The following is a 19,707-nucleotide window of genomic DNA, read 5'->3' on the forward strand; positions in this document are numbered from 1 at the left end:
CCGCCTCGACCGCGGCGGCCAGCCGGCTCGAGGGCTCTTCGTGACGCCGGCGCGCCGGATCACGACGCGCGGCGGCCTCGCGCTCCGCCTCGAGCTGATCGGCGAGGCGCGCGAGCTCGACGGGGACCTGGGCCCGCTGCGCGTCGAGCGCGACGATGTCGGTCTCGAGCCGCGTGACCTCGGCCGAGGCATCCTGCAGTCGGCTCTCGCCGTCGGCGAGCGCGGCCTCGTGCGTGAGTGCGGCGGTCCAGACCGCGAGCTCACCCGTCAGGCGCTCGATCACCTCCGACAGGTCGCCGGCCGACTCGTCGGGCGTGCCGGCCGCGAGGCGCTGCCATGCGGCATCCGCTTCCGCCGCCGCTGCGGCGGCCGTCACGGCCGCCTGCTGGGCGCTCTGCGCGCCGTCGAGCGGCGCGCGCAGCAGCTCGGCCGCCCGCGCACGCTGCAGCATTCCACGGTCGGCGACGACCTGCTCTCGGGCCTCGTCCAGTGTCGCGAGGCGCTCACGGGCCCTGCCGAGCTCGGTCTGAGCCTTCGCCAGCGCGACGCGGTCGGCGTGGGCGGATTCGGCCGTCGCGCGCGCGGCATCGGCGGCCGCGCGCTCACGTGCGAGCGTCTCCAGGCGGTACGCCGCTCGCTGCTGGCCGAGCTCGACCGCCGCGCGACGAGCGGCGAGGTCCAGGGCCACGGCATCCGCGCCGCCGGCGTCGCGTTCCTGAGCGGCGATGAGGCGCTCCGCCTGGTCGAGAAGGGTGCGCGCACGCTCGCCGAGCGCTTCGAGCTCGTGCTGCGCGGCCTTGCTGCGCTCCCCCAGCTCGCGGGCGTACTCCTCATAGCGCCGGGTGCCGAACAGCGCCCGCAGCAGCGACTGGCGCTCGGTGCCGGAGGCGAGCAGGAAGCGCGAGAACCGGTTCTGCGCGAGCAGGATGACCTGCTGGAACTGCTGCGCGTTGAGGCCGAGCACCTCGTCCAGCAGCAGCCCGACGTCGCGGGGCTTGGCGGCCCGGCCGATCCACGCGCCGTCGACGAGCTCCTCGAGCTCGGCCCGCGTCGGCTCGGTGGTCAGCCCGCCGCCGCGCAGTGAGGGACGCAGGTACTCCGGGGCACGGGTGACGCGCCAGCGACGGTCGCCGACCGTGAACTCGAGGCGCACCTCGGTCGGATCCTCGGGCTCGCAATGATCGCTGCGGAGCCGCTTGTCCCCCGACTCGTAGCGAGGGGCGGTGCCGTAGAGGGCGAAGCAGACGCCGTCGAGGATGCTCGACTTGCCCGCGCCCGTGCGTCCGGAGATGAGGAAGATGCCGTCGCGCTCGAACGCCTCGAAGTCGACGCGCTGACGCTCGCGAAAGGGTCCGAAGCCGGTGAGCTCCAGCTGGTGCAGCCTCACGCCGTCGCCTCCACGCGCGTGCGCTCTTCCAGCAGCTCGCCGACCAGTTCGGCCTCGCGCGCCGATGCGCCCTCGCCGTCGCGGACGTGCGTCAGGAACGCATCGACGAGCTCTGCCTCATTGCGGGCGGTCCGCACGCGCTGCGCGTACGTGCGAGCGTCGTCGACGCGCGCTGCGGCCGGTGCGTGGCGCACCTCGGCGCAGTGCGGAAACCGCGCCAGCAGCCGGCGCATCGGATCGCGCTGCGGCAGCGGGTCGGTGTACTCGGCGCGCACCCAGTCGCCCGTGTGGTCGGCGAAGCGCTCGTCGGCCAGCAGTTCGTCGAGGGTCGCCGTGAGCGTCACGAGGCGCCGCGGCACGGGCAGCGGCAGCCACTGCGCCGTCGTCTCACCGGTGATCCCCACGGTGCTCTGCTCGCCGCCGGCCACCGCCCCCTCGTTCACGCCTGCCGCGTCTCCCGCCGTCACGAGCCCGTCGGCGCCGAGCTCGATGAGCCAGGACCCTCGCGGCTTGTGCCCCTCGTCGAAGCTGTAGTGCAGCGGTGCGCCGGCGTACCGGACCCGCGGCGACAGCTGCTGGCGGCCGTGGATGTGACCGAGCGCCATGTAGTCGACGCCGTCGAAGGTCGACAGGGGCACGATGTCGAGCCCGCCCTGCTGGATGTCGCGTTCGAGGTGCGGCGTCGGCTCGACGCCCGCGGCGAAGCAGTGGGCCACCGCGATCGACCGGCCCCCGCGGGCCGTGGCATCCGCGCGCACCATATCCATCGCGTGCGCGAGCACGTCGGCCTGGCTGCGCACGCCCGGCCAGGTGCTGCGCAGCAGCACCGGCTCGAGATACGGGATGCCGTAGATGTGGACCGGTCCATGCTCGTCGACGACCGTGACCGGCGTGCCGACGGTGGCGGGATCGGTGATGACGTGCACCCCGTCGCGCAGGAGGGCGGACTGGAAGCCGAGCCGTGCGGCGGAGTCGTGGTTGCCGCTGGTGACGACCACCGTCGCCCCGGCATCGACGAGGCCGCGGAGCGTGTCGGACAGGAGCGAATACGCCCCGGCGGCCGGAGTCGCCGAGTCGAACACGTCGCCGGCGACGATGACCACGTCAACTCCGTGCGTGCGCACCTGATCGACGAGCGTCTCGAGCACTCCGCGCAGCGCATCGAGCGTGGCGTGGCCGTGGAACGACCGCCCGATGTGCCAGTCCGAGGTGTGCAGGATCCGCATGCTCACACGGTACGTTCGGCTCCCGACATCCGCGCCGAGACAGGCCGCACGACGCCGAACCGCCGCCTCACGCGGGCGCCACCCGTTCCCGGCGCAGCGCCTCGGTCGGAACTTCCGGCACCCCGGGCCTGACGTCCGCTCGGCGGGGCGCCGACCTCGCGCGGCATCGACGGACGTATCGTGGAACATGGCGCACAACGCAGACACCGCCCCGCGCTCGACCGTGGTCGCGCTCGTGGGGGCCGGCAGCGACGAGCTGCTGACCGGCCTCGCCGATGTTCCCGCCCTCGTCGCGCTGTCGCTGCGCGAGGCCGACCCGGCCGTCGCCGCGCACCTCGTGGCCTCGGTGTCGACGCCCTATGTGGTGCACGACGCCGATCCGCTGGAGCACGTCGCCGCGGCGTGGGTGGAGCTGTACGAGGAGCGCTGCACCCTCGGCTCGCTCGAGACCGAGGTCGACGCGCTGCTGTCGCTGTTCGAGACCGGCGAGGCGGTCATGCCGGACTATTACGTGGTGGCAGGGCCGGAGGCGATCGAGGGCACGTGGCGGCACTGGTGGCTGGGCGCGCTGGCTCATCATGCGCCCTCGCGCGTGCTTCCCGTCGAGGCCTCCGGAGCGGCACTGCGGGCGCGACTGCGCACCCTGCCCGCGTCACGGCCGTGGCCGGAGCCGTCGGCGTGGCTGCCTCGCGTGCACTTCGACATCCCTGATCGAGTCGGCCTGCGCGATCAGCCGGGCGCTGCCTGACGGATGCCGAGGGTCGAGGAGTTCGCGCATGCCGGCGCGACGATGATCGCCGAGCGCCGGGGTCACGGCGACCGCGTCTACGTGCTCGTCCACGGGATCGGCATGGGTCGCGCCGTCTTCGCCGACCTCGCCCGTCAGCTCGCACCACACCCCGGCGACGGCGAGGTCATCGCGCTGGACCTTCCCGGCTACGGCGACGCTCCCGAGCCGGCCCGGGTGCTCACGATCGAGCGCATGGCCGATCTCGTGGCCGCGTATCTCCGCGCGCGGGTGGGCGTTCCCGCCGTCGTGGTCGGCCACTCGATGGGCGCGCAGATCGCGCTCGAAGTCGCGGTGCGCCATCCCGATGTCGTCGACCGGATCGTCCTCGTGGGGCCGACCGTCGATCCCTCGGCCCGCAGCGCCCCGAAGCAGCTGTGGCGGCTGCTGCGCGACATCGCCGTCGAGAGTCCCCGCGTGATCGCCCTCGGCGCGCGCGAGTACGTGCACGCCGGCCCGCGGATCCGTGCGAAGTTCCGGGCCATGCTCGCCCACCGCCCCGAGGACGTCCTCGCTCGCGCGCACGTGCCGGCACTGGTGCTGCGCGGGGAGGACGATCTCGTTGCTCCCCAGGACTGGTGCGTGCGCGTCGCCGAGACGCTCCCCGATGGGCGCCTCGCCGAGGTGCCCGACCACGGTCACGAGACGATGATCCGGGATGCCGCGCCCGCCGCCCGTCTCATCCGCACGTTCGCCGGCGAGGCCTGATCCCGGGCGCCCAGCCGGGCTGCGGCGACGCGCCAGACCGCCGCACTGCGACGGATTCCTGCCATCCCTCCGCGACCCGGCAATGTCGGAACCCGCGCGTAGGTTCACACTGTCGGAACCAACGGAGGAATCATGTTCGCTGTATACGCCGCCGAACAGCAGTACCGCCACGACAGCTGGACAAGGGAGCGCGAGCACGCGCTTCGCGCAGCCATCCGCGAGCGGAAGATCACCGCCGCACTACCGATGCCGGAGGTCAGGGTCGCCGTGCGCCCGGCGCGAGTCGCGTGGCCCCGGCCGATCGGTCTGCGCGCTGCGGAAGAGTGCACGACCGTGTGCGCGGTCGCCTAGACCCTCAGCCGGCGCGCGGGTCCGGGGCCGCGGATCCGCGTGCCGCTGACGCCTGCTGCTCGGCCGTGCGGTCGCGAGCGACCGCATCGCCGATCATCTGACCGCCGCTGCGCAGCAGAGCGCGGCGCCACGGAAGGGTCCCTTCGATCTCGATCTGGATGGAGATCGACAGGATCGTCCGGATCAGCACGATCAGCCCCAGGATCGCCGCATCCTCGAGCGAAGGCTTCGAGGTGATGGTGCGGATCAGGTCCGCAGCCACCAGCACCTCCAGCCCCAGCAGGATGGCGGCACCGAGTGTGGTGCGCAGCACCGTGAACGCGGCCTGCCCGCCCTCGTGACGCGCGAGCGAGCGGGCGCCCAGCACCAGCGCGACCGCGAACCCTACGATCATCGCGGCGGCGCCGACCGCCTCGAACCCGACGGCGACGGCGGTGAACAACGCCTCCATCTGCACGCGCCCAGCCTAGGGCCGGGCGCGTGCAGGATGAGTCGTCGACGCGGTCTCAGCCCGACGTGTCGCGTCCCGGCTCCGCCGGACCATCGGCGTCGCCGGTGTACACCTGGCGCGCGAGCTCGTCGATGTCGTTGTCGGGAAGCTCCACGCCCGACTGGCTCAGACGCTGGCGAAGGACCTCGGCGATCCGCTCCAGCGGTTCGGTCCCGACATCGGAGCGCGTCTGCGCGACGATGCCCGCCACCTTGTCGACGTCGGGTGCGTTGTTCTGCGACATGGCGGGAAGACGCTGCTCCTGCTCGCTCCCCAGCCCGCCGGTCGACCGCTGCGCCTGGCTGGCGGTCAGCGTGTCACGACCCTCGTCGTGCCCGTGGTGATCGGCCCCGTCTACGACGCCGATCCCGACGGCCTCATGACTGGGTTCGCCGCTCAGTGCTCCTTCCGAAGGTCCGGTGGACGCCGCTCCGCCGGCCTGCCCCGCCACCGGCTTCGCGTGCGCCTCGTCGGGGGCCCGCTCCGTGCCGGCTGCGGTCGCCGACTGCCCGGCGGTCTCCTGTCCGGACGACTCGGTCCACGCCTGTTCGGGCGCGACGTCCGGACTCGGCTCCCCCATGGCCGGGGCGGCACCGGTCTGCTCGTCGCGCGCAGCGTCGTCGCCTCCCGGCGTCTTCGCCGCGCCGCCGGCGTCTTCGCGGTCCGGGTAGTTCACTCCTGGCTGCTCGTACTCGTTGCCCGTCTTGCTCATCTCAGGGTTCCTCTCCTCGTCCGCCGTCGGCCACCAGATCGGGGTCGGCACCCTGCCGGGCGGCCTCGCCCTCCACCGGGTCATCCGGCTGCAAGGCGGCATCCGTCAAGAGCTCCGAGTCCGTCTGGGCGGCGCTGCGCTCGTCGGACTCCTGATCTCCGACGCCCTCCCAGCCACCCGCCGGGGCGGCATTGATCACGCCCTCGGGAAGCTCCTGGTCGTTCGATCGATCGCGATCCATCGCGACTCCTCTCGTCGCTCTCCAGCATCGCCGGGCGCAGCGCCCGGCGGCATGGGGTTGACAAGGGTCGACCCTTCGGCAGAGAGTCCTGCGTGCGTCAGGGACGAGGGTTCAGGATGCCGCGGTGAGAGGGATTCTCCTCGAACCAGTCCGCGACGTACCAGCACACCGGGACGACTTTCCGGTCGCCGGTCTGCTCGAGGTCCTCGATCGCGCGCTCGACGAGCTCGCCGGCGTAGCCGTGCCCTCGGAAGGTGGGCACCGTGTACGCACGCGTCATGGCCACGGTGCGGCCGTCGTCACGGTAGTCGAGCACGCTCACGAGGTCGTCGCCCCGATGGAGCGTGTACCGCGAAGCATCAGTCTCTTTGGTGAAGCGCAACTCGGTCACGCGCACAGGCTACGCCCGCCCTCCCCCAGCAGGGTCAGCGGCACTCGATGTCGCGGCAATCGTTCAGGAGTCACCCCGGCCACCCTCAGCCGGAGGGTGCGTCGGCCGGCTCGACCCGCAGCAGACGGAATTCGTGCCGCCGCAGGATGGTGAGCACGACCCGCGGGCCGGGGCCGAACGCCCGCCGGCCCCGATCCGCCGGGTAGGGCTCGACGCCCACGATGCGGTACCAGCGCCGGCGATGCAGCACCTCGCCGCCACCCGCGACGATGTTGCGGTACCAGTTCACGCCCGGTCCGTAGGTGAGCTCGGCGACGAGCCCCTCCTCGGCATCGGCCAGAATCACCGGGGTCTCGAAGGTCCTGCCGCTCTTGCGCCCCTCGTGACGGATCAGCGAGAACGGCCCGCGTCCGGCCCGCGCCAGATCGAGCGTGAGCGGGTTCAGACGACGCTGGATGACAGCGAGCCACCAGCGTCGGAGACGGCCATGCTGCGGTGTCACGCGGCACAGTCAAGCGTGCGATCTGTGCATCGGTGCCCCACCGCGCCGCGGACTGAGCAATCTGTCACATTCCGAAACGATCGGGCCGCGGCATCCGTGCGATTTGACGTTTTCCGACAAAGTCCGTCATAATCGGCCACATGACTGACAACGCGCTGTATCTGTCCGCCCGGGAGGCGAACAGGACTGCCGGCATGATGATGGCCGGTCGCGTTGCCATGTGTTGTCGAATGTGCCACTAGCACGGTGACCCCCGTCGGACTCCTCCTCCGCTTCTGAAAACGGATCGCACGGAGTCCCCCGAAGCACCGGTTTCGTGCGTCGATCACGCGCACCCGGATCCGCTTCGCACATCGCCCAACGTCGGGCACCGGCCCTCATCGGCCGACGGCCTCATCGCCTCCGACGATCCGGGCCGCAGCACATCTCAACCCGGTTCCGCTCTCCGGGTTCCTCCCGCAAGGAACATCATCATGTCGACCACCGCTCTCCTCGACCGACCCACCACCGCCCACGGGGCTACGCCCGAAACCCCCGGTTCGCCGGCGCGCACGCCCGTCCGCCACCTTCGCGCCGTGAACCACCCGGCCGCTGCCGAGGCGCCCGCGCCGGCCGCCGCGGAGCCCGCCTCCCGTGCGCTTCCCGCAGGGACCGCACCGCGCGGCTTCGCCCTGTACGTCGGGCTCGACGAGGCCAAGGCCGCCGCCTCCGGCGTGAACCTCGGTGTGCTCGTCGACGCTCTGCGCCGCACGATCGCCGAGCTCGCGCCCTCCGCCGAGACCTACGCCACGGTCGCGCTCGCGCCTGTCGGCGCCGGCGGCCGCGACGTCGACGTGGTGCGCCTGGCGCTTCACGAGCCGTCGGCCGTCGCCCGCACCAAGCAGGAGGAGCCGGAGGACGAGGAATCGACCGCCGGCGGCGTGGTCGTCGACATCTCGCGCAAGCGCGTGCTCATCGACGGCGAATCCGCGGCGTTCACGTTCAAGGAGTTCGAGCTGCTGCAGTACCTCGTCCTGCGCGAGGGCCGCACGATCGAGCGCACCGAGCTCGTCACATCGCTCTGGCAGGGCACGACCGACGACGACGCTCCCGGTGAGCGCACCATCGACGTGCACGTGCGACGGCTGCGGGCCAAGCTCGGACGGTACGAAGACATCGTGCGCACCGTGCGCGGCGTCGGCTACCGGTTCGACCGTCACGCCGACGTCGTCATCCGCTACGGCCACGGCACCCCCTCCCCCGATCGCTTCTGAGGGCCGCCTCGGCGGCACGGATGTCGGAGGCCGGGGCGTAGGGTGGGCCGCATGACCACCTCGCTCTCGCGCATTCCTCGGACGAGGGATGCCGAGCGCTTCGGTCAGCGGACCGCCACGGCGCGCGACCCCCGCCCCGATCCGGGCCGGCCGCTCGAGACGGAGTACCGGCCGCGGCATCCGCTCGACCTCCGCCGCACCGTGCTGTATCAGCGACGCGGCGCCGGCGACCCGACGATGGCTGTCTCGGGAGCCGTCATCTGGCGCGTGAGCCGCACGCCCGCGGGCATCGCCACCCTCGCGATCCGCGAGACCCATCCCGGCGTGATCCGGGGCGCCGCGTGGGGACCCGGTCGCGAATGGGCGCTCTCGCAGCTGCCCGCCCTGTGCGGCGCCGACGACGACGCCGCCGACTTCGACGCGACGCGGCATCCGCTCATCGCCGACGCGCACCGCCGCAATCCCGGCCTGCGCCTGTCGCGCACCGGTCTCGTGTTCGACGCACTCGTGGGCGCGATCTTCGAGCAGAAGGTGACCGGAATGCAGGCGTTCGGCGCCTGGCGCCGTGTCGTCACCTGGTGCGGCGAACGCGCCCCCGGCCCGACGCCGGCGCCCATGTTCGCTCCTCCGACCGTCGACGGCTGGCAGCACGTGCCGTCCTGGGTCTGGCATCGCGCCGGGCTCGAGCCGCCGCAGTCCCAGACCGTCGTGCGCGCCGCGCGCCGCGGCGACGCGATCACACGGGCCGTGCTGGCCGCCGAGGACGGCGAGGCCGTCGATCGCGTGCTCGTCAGCCAGCACGGCATCGGCCCCTGGACCTCGGCCGAGACCCGCATCCGCGCGCTCGGCGACCCCGACGCCGTGAGCGTCGGCGACTACCACGTCGCCCACGAGGTCGGCTATGCCCTGACTGGACACCGCGTCGACGACGACGGGATGCTGCGGCTCCTCGCCGCCTGGCCCGGTCAGCGCCAGCGCGTCATCCGGCTCATCGGCGCGAGCGGCGTCCGCGAACCGCGTCGCGGACCGCGCCTGCACCCCGAGGACCACCGCCAGCGCTGAGCCGCGCGGCCGACGGGGGCCTGCCCTCGACCGCGACGGCGCCGTCCACCCGCGGGCCGCACGGGGGGTCCTTGTGGATGTCGGAGGCCCCCGCCACACTGGGACCCGCCACGCGGCCGGGCGCGGCATCCATCATCCACTTCAGGAGTTCGACATGCCCAGCCTCAACCCCTATCTGTCCTTCCGGAACGACGCCCGTGCGGCGATGACCTTCTACCAGAGCGTGTTCGGCGGCGACCTCGACATCTCGACGTTCGGCCAGTTCGAGGGGATGGTCCAGGATCCCGCCGAGAACGACCTCGTGATGCATGCGCAGCTGACGACGCCCGAGGGGTTCGTGCTCATGGGTGCCGACACCCCCACCGGCATGACCTACGAGAAGCCGGCCGGCATCTCGGTGTCGGTCAGCGGCGACGACGAGGCCGCGCTGCAGGGCTACTGGGACAAGCTCGCCGACGGCGGCAGCATCACGATGCCGTTCGACACGCCCCCGTGGGGCGGACGGTTCGGCATGCTCACCGACCGGTTCGGCATCGACTGGATGATCGCGGTCAACGCACCGCAGTCCTGAGCGCGTGGCCGGGCTCCGGCGCCTCGCCGGAGCCCGGCCGCACACGGGTGGCCCCGGACGGCCGGTGATCCACCCGTCTGCGAGTCAGGCGTAGGCGCTGTCGTCGATGGTCGACGGCGCGGGGCCGAGCGACTCCAGCTCGGTCCAGAGCTCATCGGGCACCGGCGTCGCTTCGAGCTGGTCGAGCTGTGCGAGACGGGGCGCGGACGACAGACCGACCACGGTCGAGTCGACGAGCGGCGAGCGCAGCGAATAATGCAGTGCCACCGCCGGCAGGCTCACGCCGAACGACGCGCACACGCGCTCCAGTCGCGCCACCCACTCCTGCAGCTCGGGCGTCGCGGGACGGTAGCCGTACATGGCGCCCTCCTTCGCGCCCGTGGAGAGGATGCCGGCGCCGAACGGGGCCGCGTTGAACACCGTCATCCCGCGCTCGTGCGCGTCGGCGAACACCGGTGCCGCGGAGCTGTCGACCACGGTGAAGCGGTTGTGGATGAGCACCGCGTCGAATACGCCCGTGCCGACGTACCGCGCCATGAGCCCGACCGGTCCGGCGGCGACGCCGATCGCATCGACCCGGCCCGACTCGCGCAGTTCGATGAGCCCTTCGACGGCGCCGCCGCGGCCCATCGCCTCATCGAAGGTCACCGTGTAGGGATCGTGCAGGTGCAGCAGCGGCAGCCGGTCGACGCCCAGCCGCGTCACGGTCTCGTCGAACGAGCGCAGCACGCGGTCGCGGTCGAAAGCCCCCGTCTCGGGGTCGGCGTCGACCTTCGAGATGACGCGGGTGGCGGCATCCGTCCCGATGCGTGCGATCGCGCGGCCGAGCACGGCCTCGGAGCGACCGCCCGCGTAGTTGTTCGAGGTGTCGAGGAACGCGTGCGTGCTCGCGAAGAGCTGCTGCGCGAAGGCGACGGCGGCGTCCTCCTCGGGGGATCCGGGCGCGGTGTCGCGGCCGAGGCCGGACGTGCCGAGGGTGAGCGGACTGACGTTCAGTGTCATGGCTTCCGTTCTGTGTACGAGGTCGTGCACTCCAACCTAGCGAGAGCAGCGTCTTCCGAAGCGCCCCGCGACCCCTCACGCACCCCTAGGCTTTCGGCATGACCACGACACGCAAGGGCTGGACCCGCGGGCACTCCGGCTGGGCTCTCGGCACGGCCCTCCTCTTCACGCTGGGGATCGTCTTCGGCCTGATCTGGGGCAGCGTGCTGCTGGGCATCGTGCTCGCCGCCGCGGTGTCGATCGGCTGGCTCATGGCCTACGAGTCGTGGCGCGGCCGCAGCGTCGGTCTCGAGAACCGCGACGACGACGGCGCACAGCTCTGAGGCGACGGGCTCTGAGGCGACCGGCTCTCTGAGGCGACGGGCTCTCACGCGACGGCTCCCGGCCGGCCCCGCCGACGCTCGACGGCGCACGACCTGCGTCCCGACACCGGCCGCTCGGAGCCCCTACCCCTCGTGGCCGCGGCGTCGTATCGTGAGCGCCAGGAGGTGGTCCTCATGCAGGCGAGTGTCGGCGACCGCGTGGTCATCCACGGCCGCATCGTGGGAGCGGTGGAGCGCGCAGGCGAGGTGATCGAGGTTCGCGGCAGCGGCGAGAATCCGCTACTGGTGGTCCGCTACGACGACGGCCACGAGGCGATCCTGTCGCCCGGAAGCGACTGCGAAGTCCGGCACGCGTCCTGAGCCGCGCGCCGGACCCGTCGGTCGACGGCGAGGTTCAGCCGAGCAGCTCTGGCCGCTGGAACTCCTCGCCCCGCACGTGCTCGGCGAGGAAGGCGAACACGGTCTCGTACCAGATGACGGCGTGCTGGGGTTTGAGCACCCAGTGGTTCTCGTCGGGGAAGTACAGGAAGCGGTGCGGCATCCGGCCGTCCCCGTCGGCGTGGTGCTCGGCCAGCTCCGACCACAGCCGCAGTCCCTCGCCGATCGGCACGCGGTAGTCCTTGTCTCCGTGCACGACGAGGAGGGGCGTGCGGATGTCGCGCACGAACTGGTGCGGCGAGTGCTCGGCCATCGCCTCGGGCGTGAAGATCCGCTGCCAGTACTCCGAGCTGTCGGTGGTGCCGGCGAACTGATCGAGCGCCCAGAGGCTCGCGTGCGTCACGATGGCCCGGAAGCGGTCGGTGTGCCCCGCCACCCAGTTCGCCATGTAGCCGCCGAACGAGCCGCCCATGGCCGCGGTGCGCGTCTGGTCGATGTCGTCGCGCGCTTCCACGGCGTCGGTGATCGCGAGCAGGTCGGTGTAGGGCTTGTGGCCCCAGCTGTTCCAGCCGCGGGCGATGAACTCCAGGCCGTAGCCGGTCGACAGCGCCGGGTCGGGCAGCAGCACCGCATACCCTCGGGCCACCGCGAGCAGCGGCGCCCAGCGCCAGCTCCAGGCGTTCCAGCTGTTGAGCGGTCCGCCGTGGATCCACAGCAGCAGCGGAGCCGGCGCTTCGGCCGACGCGCCGTCGGGCAGCAGCAGCCATCCCCGCACACGGGCGCCGTCCTCTGCCGTGGTGTCGACCTCGGTCATCGAGCCCGGTGCGCGGGGAGTCGTCGCGGGCGTCGCGAGCGGGGTGACCGTGCCGCCCGCCGAGAGGCGGACCGGATGCGGCGGCACCACCCACGAGGAGCGCAGGGCGACGAGGTCGCCGGTGGTGCGGTCGACCAGCACGTGGGAGTACGCGAAGTCATCCTCGGTGAGCCGCTCGGGGGCGCCGCCGTCCAGTGGGAGGCGGAACACCGGTCCCCGGCCGTCGTGGTCCGCGGTGACGATGAGGGCGGCGTCGTCGGCGGCGAACGCCAATGATGACGCCCAGTGGTCCCATTCCTCAGCGATGCGCCGGGCACCGGAGCCGTCGATATCCGCCACCCACACCTCGTAGTCGGTGGGGGCGGCCGGGGTGCTCTTGACGGTGCGGAGGTACGCGATGCGCGTGCCGTCGTGGCTGACGGCGGGCATCTCGTAGTCGACGTCGACCTCGTCGAAGAGCGTCCGTCGCTCGCCGGTGGCTGTCTCGATCGCGACGATCACGCGCCGGCCGGCGCGCTGCTCGCGCTGCTCGATCGAGGCGATCAGGGTGGTGCCGTCCGGGGTGAGGGCCGCCTCGGCGTGGTCGGCCGAGCGCCCGGGCTTCGGCGTGAGATCGCGCGGGCGGGGCAGTGTGGACGGGTACGGCTTGTCCTCCGCGGCGGGTGCCGAGGCGCCGGCGCCCGGGACCGCGTCCTTGACCGCGTCGGCGAGCTGCTCCTCCTTCTCGGCCGCCGCGTCCGCGACCGCGGCGGCGATCGTGTCCTCGAGCGCGTCGACATCGATCGCCAGCAGATGCGGCTCGGCGGGACCGAGGTCGTGATCCCAGAAGCGCACCGGATAGGTGTCGTGCAGGATGGCCGAGACCTTCTTCTCCTTGCGCTTCGCACGGAGGGATGCCTCACTCTCGAGCGTGTCGGCGCCGGGAAGGAGGGATGCCGAGATCACGAGGCGGTCTGCCGCCTCGGCGGTCGCGGCGATGCCGTCGACGCCGCCCGTGAGCCGCGTCACGGGGCGGGCTTCGCCACCGGCCGCCGGCAGCAGCCACAGCTGACCGGACTCGTCATCGGCGTCGCCTTCGGAATCGGGGCGCGCCGACACGAACAGGATGTCGCCGCTCGCGGTGAAGGCGGCGCCCGCCTCGCCCTTCGCCGAACGCGTCAGCCGTCGCGGCACGCCGCCGCCACGGGCCGGCACGGCCCAGAGCGCTCGCTCGTAGCCCGTCGCGTCCTTCTTGAGCGCCGCCACCGTGAGCACGGCGGTCTGCCCGTCGGGCGAGAGGGCGAGGGCCTCGACCCGGGGAAGGGCGATGTAGTCGGTCAGCGATTCGAAGGGCGTGGAGTCGGAGGGCGTCGCCATGGCTCCACGCTAACCGACCGCTCAGCCGCGGGGCGTCCCTCGCTGCCGTTGGCTGAGCGGGTCCGCTGCGCGCATCATGGAAGCAACGACGGGAGGAGCGCGACGATGAGGATCGCTGTCGCCGGAGGCACCGGTGTGGTCGGAAGTCGAACCGTGCAGGCCCTCCGCGCAGAGGGGCACGACGCTGTCGCGCTGAGTCGCCGTACCGGCGTCGACCTCACCACCGGCGCGGGGCTCGACGCCGCGCTCGACGGGGTCGATGCGGTGGTCGACACCGCCAACGTCTCGACGCTGTCAGCGGATGCCGCGATCCGATTCTTCGAGACGGCGACCGGCAATCTCGTCGCGGCGGCGGCGCGGGCAGGAGTCGGGCATGTGGTGCTTCTGTCGATCGTCGGGATCGACCGGATGCCGCACGACTACTACGCCGGCAAGCTGGCGCAGGAGCGCGTGGTCGAAGCCGCAGCGGTACCGTGGACGATCCTTCGGGCCACACAGTTCCACGAGTTCGCGGGGCAGCTGTTCGACCGTGCGAAGCTCGGCCCGCTGCACGTCGCTCCCCGGGCACGGGTGCAGCCCGTCGCCGCTCGCGACGTCGGCACGCATCTGGCGGCCCTCGCCGCCGCAGCGCCGCAGGGCCGGGTGCCCGATCTCGCGGGGCCGCGCGAAGAAGCCATGGACGAGATGGTGAAGGCGTTCGCCCGTCACACCGGGCACCGGGGATGGATCCCCTCCGTCAGCCTTCCGGGGGCGCAGATGAAGGCCATGCGCGCCGGCCTCGCCCTGCCGGGCGCCGGCGCCGTCCTCGCCACCCAGACCTTCTCGGACTGGTTGCGCGAACTCGCCTGACGCGCACGTATCGCAGGCCCGCGCGGCATCCTCTGGTCCATCGGAGACGGTGCGCTCGACGCGCCGCCTCCACGAGCGGCTCGTGCGCGAACTCTCCCCCGAGCGGGCACGAGCCGCTCATGTCACACCGACGGAGCCGCTGGACGTGCGGCGATACCCTGGTCGCGGGTCGTCTGGGAGGCCATGTCGACACGCGGGAGGACTCGTGAGACTGGCGATCGCCGGCGGTACGGGGATGACGGGGCAGCACGTCGCGGCGATCGCGAACGAGCGCGGCCACGAGGTCATCGTGCTCTCGCGGCGCACCGGCGTCGATCTGCAGAGCGGGGCGGGGATCGCCGGCACCCTCGACGGAGTGGACGCCGTCATCGATGTCTCGAACATCGTGACCGCGAAACCCGACGAGTCCGTGAGCTTCTTCGCCGGGGCGACGACCAACCTGCTCGCCGCGGAGCGTAGGGCGGCGGTACCCCACCACCTCGTCTTGACGATCGTCGGGGCGGAGGCGGCTCCCGACGGCTACTACGCCGGAAAGCTGGCGCAGGAGCGACTCGTCGCCGCCGGCGACGTGCCGTGGACCATCCAGCGGACCACGCAGTTCCACGAGTACGCCGCGATGATGTTCCACCGCACCCATGCCGGCGCCCACGTTGCGCGCACCGGTCGCGTGCAGCCGGTCGCCGTGCACGAGGTCGCTGCACGCCTGGTGGACCTCGCCGAGCGAGGGCCGTCCGGTCGCGCTGTCGACCTCGGCGGACCGCAGGAGGAGAGCCTCGCCGATATGGTGCAGCGCTACGCCCGTGCGATCGGGCACCACGGGCTCCTGGCGGTGATCGATGCGCCGGGCACGCTGAGCCGCGCCTTCCGCTCAGGATCGCTGTTGCCCGGGCCGGATGCGCTGCGCGGCACGCAGACCTTCGGCGAATGGCTCGACGCTCTCCCCGACGCCTGAGCTGCCGCACCCGCGATTCTGTCGGGCGATCGGATGCCGCGTGCCGGGCGCGCCGCGGACGCGGGCGCCGGACCGCGGCATCCGTCGATCACATCTCTTCGTGCGTGCGCGGGTCGCCGTCCCACAGCCGGCCGCGCTCGAGGGCAGTGATGGCGGCGACCTGCTCGTCCGTGAGCGTGAAGCCGAAGACGTCCGCGTTCTCGCGCTGACGGTCGGCGTCGGCGGACTTCGGGATCGGCGTGCTGCCGAGCTGCGTGTGCCAGCGCAGCACCACCTGCGTCGGCGTCGCGTCGTGGATGGTCGCCAGCTCGTGGATGATCTGCTCGGTCAGCAGCTCGCTGCGGCGGGCGAGGGGGCTCCAGCTCTCGGTGCGGATGCCGTGCGTCCGGTGGAACGCGCGCAGCGCCTCCTGCGGGAAGTACGGGTGCAGCTCCACCTGGTTCACCGCGGGGGCGACGCCGGTCTCTTCGATGAGCTCCGTGAGCTGGTCCTCCGTGAAGTTCGAGACGCCGATCGACCGCACCAGGCCCTGGTCGCGGGCCTCGATCATGCCGCGCCAGGTGTCGAGGTACCGGCCGACACTCGGGTTGGGCCAGTGGATGAGCTGCAGATCGATGCGGTCGAGGCCCATCAGGTCCAGCGATCCCTTGATGCTGTCGACGGCCTCCTGGCGGCCGTGGTGGCGCCCCGGGATCTTCGAGGTGACGAGCAGCTTGTCGCGGTCGACGCCGCTGCGACGGACGGCCTCGCCGACCTCGCGTTCGTTCTCGTAGTTGACGGCGGTGTCGATCAGGCGATAGCCGGACTCGATCGCGGCGACGATCGCCTCGATGCCCTCCTCGCCGCGCAGGTTGTAGGTGCCGAGCCCGAGTTCGGGGAACCAGGCGCCGTCGTTCAGGATCACGGTGGGGATCGCGTTCATGACTCCATCCTGGCCCTGTTCCGGCCTGCCGACTCCCCGCCGGTGCCCGGCCTCACGGGCGATCGTCGACGTCGAGGGTGCCTTCGGTCGCCGCTCGTTCGTCGGCATCGGCGCTCTCGATCTGGTCGTCGTCCAGGTCGGGATCGAGGGGCCCGTCGTCGCCCCCGAGGATCGGGGCGAGGATGCCGTCGGAGTCGTCGGCGGTGTCGTCGAGCATCGGGTCGTCGTCGTCGTCGATCGGTCCGGGGTACGGGTTCTGGGTGGTCATGGTGTTCTCCCTTCGCTGCCACGAAGGTACGGCGGCGGGGTCGCCCGGCGGAGGGGGCTTGCGGCGCGGCGAGGGAGGCGGTAACGCTACGCGGCGGAGCCGGCATCCCGCCATCCAGCCGTCTCCGCGGAGCGGGAACGGCACCACCACCGGATCATCGAGTTCGCCCGCAGCGCTCAACCCTCCCAGCGTGCGCGCACCCAGTCCAGCGTCACGACGGCCTGGTCGCGCTGGAACGTGCGCAGCGTCGGCATCCGCGGCGGATCCGGGCGCAGCGACGCCTCGAGGAACATCCCGGCGAACGCGGCCAGCACGTGGGTCGCCGCCTCGGCGGGCATGCCGTCGAACACTCCATGCGTCGCGATCATGGCTTCGACGTCGGCGCGCGGGTCGTAGTACCGCACGTTGACCAGCAGTGTCAGCGCGTCGAACCATCCGGCGCCGCGCGCGGCCCACGGCCAGTCGACCAGCACGACGGAGCCGTCCGGACGCAGCAGGATGTTGTCGGCTCGCGTGTCGTAGTGCACGAGCCGATCGCCGCGGGCATCCGAGACACCCTGGGCCGCGGCCTCCGTCAACTCATCCAGATGCCCGCGCACCCAGGCGTCGAGCCCGCCCGGCAGCGCGGGAATGGCGTCGGCATCGAGGACGCGCCACCTCGCCGCGCCGTACCCGGCGAGCTCGTCGCCGGCATCCGCCACCGGCACGTCGGCGGGGAGTGCGACGGACGCGACCTGCTGCAGCGCGTCGAAGACGGCAGCCAGTTCGCGGGGCCGCCACGGCGTGGACGGATGCCGCCCCTCGACGTCGTCGAGGACGAGCGCGATCCACTCCCCGTCGTCGACGGCGCCGATCAGCTGCGGCGCCGGAACCGCGGCCGGAAGCCGGCCAGTGATCGCCGCCTCTCGACGGTGGATGACGGGAGTGTCGACGTTGACCGCCGGACTGGCGGCCTTCACGAACGCCCGGCGACCCGACGCGGTCACGACCCGATCGGCCGATCCCGGGGAGTACCCGCCGGGCTGCGACACCGCCTCGACGACCGGGCCGCCGAGCACGCCCTCGATCTGCGCCCGCACCGGCGCAGGGATGTCGTGCCATGCGAGGCGGCTCATCGTGCGCAGCTCCTGAGGCGATCGGCGCGGACGTCATCGATCATCTCGCGCTCACCGCCACCGATCCGGGCCGCGCGCCCACGAGCGCCTCGGCGGCGCGGGCTGTGCGCGGCGCGAAGCGGGTGGTGTCGGTGCCCCGCGCCAGCGACTGGGCGTTGAGCCCGTCGATCATGCCGATGAGCTCCCATGCGACCTCCCCGGGCTCCGCCGTGGAGAACGCGCCGGTGCGGCATCCGTCCGCCACGATCGCCTCCACGAGCGTCTGCCACCGCTGCATCTGGGCACGGACTGCGACGGCGAGCGCGTCGTTGCGGCGGGCCATGGCCCAGCCTTCGACCCACACGACGGTGAGCTCGTCGCGTCCGCCGTCCATGAGCGTGTCGATGAGTGTGCCCAGTCGTTCGGCCGGATCGGCGACCGCGCCGACGACCTGCTCGACGTCGCGCACCTCCTTCTCCACGAGGTCGGCGTACACGCGCGCCACGAGGTCGTCCATCGACGGCTGGTAGTGGGCGACGAGCCCGGAGGCGACCCCCGCCCGCTCCGCGATGGCGCGGAGCGTGAGCGCGCTGAGGCCGTGCTCACGGGCGATCGCGGTCGCGGTCGCGACGATCTCGGCGGCGCGTTCGGCCGGAGCCTTGCGGATGCGCGGTCGTGGCGATGTGCTTGACATGGTCTCGCCAGCATAGGTATCTTCTCTATTGATCGCTAGATCAATTATGACCGTGCGAAGCCGGACCCCTGCGGGCCGCGCAGAGATGAGGCGACGATGGCCTGGAGGATGCCGCACGAAGGCGATCCCCACGAGCGCACGTGGATGGCGTTCCCGAACGAGGGTCCGACGCTCGGCGACGATCCTGCCGAGCAGGAGCGCTTCTACGCCGCGTGGAGCACCGTCGCGAACGCCGTCGTCGGGTTCGAGCCCGTGACGATGCTCGTCGACCCGTCGAAGGCCGAGCGCGCGCGCCGCATGCTCGACGCGGGCATCGAGATCGTCGAGATCCCCGTAGACGAGTTCTGGTTCCGTGACCACGGGCCCACGTTCGTCGTCGACGATGACCGCCCCGGCGTCCTCGGCGCGGTCGACTGGGTGTTCAACGGCTGGGGCGCCCCCGAGTGGGCGTCGTGGACCAAGGCGGCCGAGCATGCCCGCTTCACCGCCGGGCTGGTGGGAGCCGAGGTGGTCAGCTCCCTGCTCGTGAACGAGGGCGGCGGCATCCACGTCGACGGCGAAGGCACCGTCCTCGTCACCGAGACCGTGCAGCTCGACCCGCGCCGCAACCGCTTCGCCGACAAGGCGCGCGTCGAGGCGGAGCTTCATCGCACGATCGGAGCCACGAAAGTCATCTGGCTGCCGCGCGGCCTCACCCGCGACTACGACGAGTTCGGCACGAACGGGCACGTCGACATCGTCGCCACGATCCCCGCTCCCGGCCGCCTGCTGCTGCACGCGCAGCAGGATCCGCAGCATCCCGACTTCGCCGTATCGCGCGAGCTGCGCACCTTCCTCTCGGAGCAGACGGATGCCGCGGGCCGCGCCTTCGAGATCATCGACCTGCCCGCACCCGAGACGCTGCGCGACGACGAGGACTTCGTCGACTACAGCTACGTCAACCACCTGGTCGTCAACGGCGGCGTGATCGCGTGCGGCTTCGGCGAGGAGCGCGCGGACGCGCAGGCGCGCGAGATCCTCGAGGCCGCGTACCCCGGACGCCGCGCGGTGACGGTCGATGCCCGCCAGATCTTCGCGGGCGGCGGCGGCATCCACTGCATCACCCAGCAGCAGCCGGCGGTGACCCGATGACCCGCCGCGTCCGCAACGTTTCGTCTCGCTTCGCTCCCAGGCCCCGGTCGCTGAGCGAGCGAGGAACGAGCCAGACCACCCGGTCGCTGAGCCAGCGACGAACGAACCAGACCACCCGGTCGCTGAGCGAGCGAGGAACGAACCAGACCACCCGGTCGCTGAGCGAGCGAGGAACGAACCAGACCACCCGGTCGCTGAGCCAGCGAGGAACGAACCAGACCACCCGGTCGCTGAGCCAGCGAG

At 72.1% G+C, this 19,707-nt stretch carries 23 protein-coding genes; 10 read left to right on the plus strand and 13 right to left on the minus strand.

All coding sequences use genetic code 11. From position 1 onward, the window contains the following. Both ACI3KY_RS14810 and ACI3KY_RS14815 read right to left on the minus strand, forming a co-directional pair. On the minus strand, positions 1 to 1,387 hold a 1,387-nt coding region (locus ACI3KY_RS14810; RefSeq protein WP_404930922.1), incomplete at its 3' end, for an AAA family ATPase. Next, entirely contained in the window at positions 1,384 to 2,613 is a 1,230-nt protein-coding gene (locus ACI3KY_RS14815) for an exonuclease SbcCD subunit D (RefSeq protein WP_404930923.1), read from the minus strand. The genes ACI3KY_RS14815 and ACI3KY_RS14810, both read right to left, overlap by 4 nt. Before the next feature lie 187 nt (positions 2,614 to 2,800). Here ACI3KY_RS14815 and ACI3KY_RS14820 point away from each other — a divergent pair, with 187 nt between their 5' ends. Together ACI3KY_RS14820 and ACI3KY_RS14825 are read left to right on the plus strand one after the other, a co-directional pair. Next, entirely contained in the window at positions 2,801 to 3,361 is a 561-nt protein-coding gene (locus ACI3KY_RS14820; protein ID WP_404930924.1) for a hypothetical protein, read from the plus strand. Between the two features lie 3 nt (positions 3,362 to 3,364). Then, on the plus strand, positions 3,365 to 4,108 hold the full coding sequence (locus ACI3KY_RS14825) for an alpha/beta fold hydrolase (protein ID WP_404930925.1): 744 nt from the start codon (positions 3,365 to 3,367) through the stop codon (positions 4,106 to 4,108). A 355-nt stretch (positions 4,109 to 4,463) separates the two neighbouring features. Here the strand turns inward: ACI3KY_RS14825 and ACI3KY_RS14830 are convergent, their stop codons facing one another. The 5 genes from ACI3KY_RS14830 to ACI3KY_RS14850 form a co-directional block, all read right to left on the minus strand. Then, positions 4,464 to 4,910, minus strand: a complete 447-nt coding sequence (locus tag ACI3KY_RS14830) for a DUF1622 domain-containing protein (RefSeq protein ID WP_404930959.1) — start codon at positions 4,908 to 4,910, stop codon at positions 4,464 to 4,466. Between the two features lie 55 nt (positions 4,911 to 4,965). After that, on the minus strand, positions 4,966 to 5,661 hold the full coding sequence (locus tag ACI3KY_RS14835; RefSeq protein ID WP_404930926.1) for a hypothetical protein: 696 nt from the start codon (positions 5,659 to 5,661) through the stop codon (positions 4,966 to 4,968). Position 5,662: 1 nt separating this feature from the next. Beyond that, complete coding sequence (locus tag ACI3KY_RS14840; protein WP_404930927.1) at positions 5,663 to 5,902, minus strand: hypothetical protein; 240 nt, start codon at positions 5,900 to 5,902, stop codon at positions 5,663 to 5,665. Between the two features lie 97 nt (positions 5,903 to 5,999). Then, positions 6,000 to 6,293 carry a GNAT family N-acetyltransferase gene (locus ACI3KY_RS14845; RefSeq protein WP_404930928.1) on the minus strand — a complete coding sequence of 98 codons (294 nt, stop codon included), beginning with the start codon at positions 6,291 to 6,293 and terminating at the stop codon, positions 6,000 to 6,002. A gap of 85 nt (positions 6,294 to 6,378) precedes the next feature. Next, complete coding sequence (locus ACI3KY_RS14850) at positions 6,379 to 6,795, minus strand: nitroreductase family deazaflavin-dependent oxidoreductase (RefSeq protein ID WP_404930929.1); 417 nt, start codon at positions 6,793 to 6,795, stop codon at positions 6,379 to 6,381. A 473-nt stretch (positions 6,796 to 7,268) separates the two neighbouring features. On the opposite strand from ACI3KY_RS14850, the gene ACI3KY_RS14855 reads away from it, so the two are divergent. From ACI3KY_RS14855 to ACI3KY_RS14865, 3 genes are all read left to right on the plus strand, one after another. Then, entirely contained in the window at positions 7,269 to 8,048 is a 780-nt protein-coding gene (locus ACI3KY_RS14855) for a winged helix-turn-helix domain-containing protein (RefSeq protein WP_404930930.1), read from the plus strand. Positions 8,049 to 8,099: 51 nt separating this feature from the next. Next, positions 8,100 to 9,110 (plus strand): DNA-3-methyladenine glycosylase family protein, encoded by a 1,011-nt coding sequence (locus ACI3KY_RS14860; protein WP_404930931.1) that lies wholly within the window; start codon positions 8,100 to 8,102, stop codon positions 9,108 to 9,110. A gap of 154 nt (positions 9,111 to 9,264) precedes the next feature. Then, positions 9,265 to 9,681, plus strand: a complete 417-nt coding sequence (locus tag ACI3KY_RS14865; protein ID WP_404930932.1) for a VOC family protein — start codon at positions 9,265 to 9,267, stop codon at positions 9,679 to 9,681. A gap of 84 nt (positions 9,682 to 9,765) precedes the next feature. On the opposite strand, the gene ACI3KY_RS14870 is transcribed toward ACI3KY_RS14865, so the two are convergent. Further along, positions 9,766 to 10,683, minus strand: coding sequence for an aldo/keto reductase (locus ACI3KY_RS14870; RefSeq protein WP_404930933.1), 918 nt, complete (start codon positions 10,681 to 10,683; stop codon positions 9,766 to 9,768). A gap of 98 nt (positions 10,684 to 10,781) precedes the next feature. On the opposite strand from ACI3KY_RS14870, the gene ACI3KY_RS14875 reads away from it, so the two are divergent. Together ACI3KY_RS14875 and ACI3KY_RS14880 are read left to right on the plus strand one after the other, a co-directional pair. Beyond that, positions 10,782 to 11,006 carry a hypothetical protein gene (locus ACI3KY_RS14875; RefSeq protein WP_194412983.1) on the plus strand — a complete coding sequence of 75 codons (225 nt, stop codon included), beginning with the start codon at positions 10,782 to 10,784 and terminating at the stop codon, positions 11,004 to 11,006. A 174-nt stretch (positions 11,007 to 11,180) separates the two neighbouring features. After that, complete coding sequence (locus ACI3KY_RS14880) at positions 11,181 to 11,366, plus strand: DUF1918 domain-containing protein (RefSeq protein ID WP_194412982.1); 186 nt, start codon at positions 11,181 to 11,183, stop codon at positions 11,364 to 11,366. 34 nt (positions 11,367 to 11,400) lie between these two features. On the opposite strand, the gene ACI3KY_RS14885 is transcribed toward ACI3KY_RS14880, so the two are convergent. Further along, positions 11,401 to 13,554 carry a S9 family peptidase gene (locus tag ACI3KY_RS14885; RefSeq protein ID WP_404930934.1) on the minus strand — a complete coding sequence of 718 codons (2,154 nt, stop codon included), beginning with the start codon at positions 13,552 to 13,554 and terminating at the stop codon, positions 11,401 to 11,403. Between the two features lie 105 nt (positions 13,555 to 13,659). On the opposite strand from ACI3KY_RS14885, the gene ACI3KY_RS14890 reads away from it, so the two are divergent. Both ACI3KY_RS14890 and ACI3KY_RS14895 read left to right on the plus strand, forming a co-directional pair. Further along, positions 13,660 to 14,403, plus strand: coding sequence for an SDR family oxidoreductase (locus tag ACI3KY_RS14890; protein WP_404930935.1), 744 nt, complete (start codon positions 13,660 to 13,662; stop codon positions 14,401 to 14,403). A gap of 205 nt (positions 14,404 to 14,608) precedes the next feature. Then, positions 14,609 to 15,355: an SDR family oxidoreductase gene (locus ACI3KY_RS14895; protein WP_404930936.1), complete on the plus strand. Its 747-nt coding sequence runs from the start codon at positions 14,609 to 14,611 to the stop codon at positions 15,353 to 15,355. A gap of 88 nt (positions 15,356 to 15,443) precedes the next feature. Here ACI3KY_RS14895 and ACI3KY_RS14900 read toward each other — a convergent pair whose 3' ends face one another. The 4 genes from ACI3KY_RS14900 to ACI3KY_RS14915 form a co-directional block, all read right to left on the minus strand. Next, entirely contained in the window at positions 15,444 to 16,277 is an 834-nt protein-coding gene (locus tag ACI3KY_RS14900) for an aldo/keto reductase (protein WP_404930937.1), read from the minus strand. A gap of 52 nt (positions 16,278 to 16,329) precedes the next feature. After that, complete coding sequence (locus ACI3KY_RS14905; RefSeq protein WP_404930938.1) at positions 16,330 to 16,545, minus strand: hypothetical protein; 216 nt, start codon at positions 16,543 to 16,545, stop codon at positions 16,330 to 16,332. 176 nt (positions 16,546 to 16,721) lie between these two features. Beyond that, complete coding sequence (locus ACI3KY_RS14910) at positions 16,722 to 17,660, minus strand: phosphotransferase (RefSeq protein WP_404930939.1); 939 nt, start codon at positions 17,658 to 17,660, stop codon at positions 16,722 to 16,724. A gap of 40 nt (positions 17,661 to 17,700) precedes the next feature. After that, complete coding sequence (locus tag ACI3KY_RS14915; protein ID WP_404930940.1) at positions 17,701 to 18,333, minus strand: TetR/AcrR family transcriptional regulator; 633 nt, start codon at positions 18,331 to 18,333, stop codon at positions 17,701 to 17,703. A 96-nt stretch (positions 18,334 to 18,429) separates the two neighbouring features. Between ACI3KY_RS14915 and ACI3KY_RS14920 the strand changes: the two genes are divergently transcribed. Continuing rightward, positions 18,430 to 19,464, plus strand: a complete 1,035-nt coding sequence (locus ACI3KY_RS14920) for an agmatine/peptidylarginine deiminase (RefSeq protein ID WP_404930941.1) — start codon at positions 18,430 to 18,432, stop codon at positions 19,462 to 19,464. Positions 19,465 to 19,707 lie beyond the last annotated feature (243 nt).

It is taken from the genome of Microbacterium sp. ZW T2_14 (assembly GCF_044987405.1).
Classification (GTDB): domain Bacteria; phylum Actinomycetota; class Actinomycetes; order Actinomycetales; family Microbacteriaceae; genus Microbacterium.

Excerpts from the sequence above, each read along its gene's own strand:
- ACI3KY_RS14815 (WP_404930923.1), bottom strand. The coding sequence starts at position 2,613 with ATGCGGATCCTGCACACCTCGGACTGGCACATCGGGCGGTCGTTCCAC.
- ACI3KY_RS14820 (WP_404930924.1), top strand. The coding sequence starts at position 2,801 with ATGGCGCACAACGCAGACACCGCCCCGCGCTCGACCGTGGTCGCGCTC.
- ACI3KY_RS14825 (WP_404930925.1), top strand. The coding sequence starts at position 3,365 with ATGCCGAGGGTCGAGGAGTTCGCGCATGCCGGCGCGACGATGATCGCC.
- ACI3KY_RS14830 (WP_404930959.1), bottom strand. The coding sequence starts at position 4,910 with ATGGAGGCGTTGTTCACCGCCGTCGCCGTCGGGTTCGAGGCGGTCGGC.
- ACI3KY_RS14835 (WP_404930926.1), bottom strand. The coding sequence starts at position 5,661 with ATGAGCAAGACGGGCAACGAGTACGAGCAGCCAGGAGTGAACTACCCG.
- ACI3KY_RS14840 (WP_404930927.1), bottom strand. The coding sequence starts at position 5,902 with ATGGATCGCGATCGATCGAACGACCAGGAGCTTCCCGAGGGCGTGATC.
- ACI3KY_RS14855 (WP_404930930.1), top strand. The coding sequence starts at position 7,269 with ATGTCGACCACCGCTCTCCTCGACCGACCCACCACCGCCCACGGGGCT.
- ACI3KY_RS14860 (WP_404930931.1), top strand. The coding sequence starts at position 8,100 with ATGACCACCTCGCTCTCGCGCATTCCTCGGACGAGGGATGCCGAGCGC.
- ACI3KY_RS14865 (WP_404930932.1), top strand. The coding sequence starts at position 9,265 with ATGCCCAGCCTCAACCCCTATCTGTCCTTCCGGAACGACGCCCGTGCG.
- ACI3KY_RS14870 (WP_404930933.1), bottom strand. The coding sequence starts at position 10,683 with ATGACACTGAACGTCAGTCCGCTCACCCTCGGCACGTCCGGCCTCGGC.
- ACI3KY_RS14875 (WP_194412983.1), top strand. The coding sequence starts at position 10,782 with ATGACCACGACACGCAAGGGCTGGACCCGCGGGCACTCCGGCTGGGCT.
- ACI3KY_RS14880 (WP_194412982.1), top strand. The coding sequence starts at position 11,181 with ATGCAGGCGAGTGTCGGCGACCGCGTGGTCATCCACGGCCGCATCGTG.
- ACI3KY_RS14885 (WP_404930934.1), bottom strand. The coding sequence starts at position 13,554 with ATGGCGACGCCCTCCGACTCCACGCCCTTCGAATCGCTGACCGACTAC.
- ACI3KY_RS14890 (WP_404930935.1), top strand. The coding sequence starts at position 13,660 with ATGAGGATCGCTGTCGCCGGAGGCACCGGTGTGGTCGGAAGTCGAACC.
- ACI3KY_RS14900 (WP_404930937.1), bottom strand. The coding sequence starts at position 16,277 with ATGAACGCGATCCCCACCGTGATCCTGAACGACGGCGCCTGGTTCCCC.
- ACI3KY_RS14905 (WP_404930938.1), bottom strand. The coding sequence starts at position 16,545 with ATGACCACCCAGAACCCGTACCCCGGACCGATCGACGACGACGACGAC.
- ACI3KY_RS14910 (WP_404930939.1), bottom strand. The coding sequence starts at position 17,660 with ATGAGCCGCCTCGCATGGCACGACATCCCTGCGCCGGTGCGGGCGCAG.
- ACI3KY_RS14915 (WP_404930940.1), bottom strand. The coding sequence starts at position 18,333 with ATGTCAAGCACATCGCCACGACCGCGCATCCGCAAGGCTCCGGCCGAA.
- ACI3KY_RS14920 (WP_404930941.1), top strand. The coding sequence starts at position 18,430 with ATGGCCTGGAGGATGCCGCACGAAGGCGATCCCCACGAGCGCACGTGG.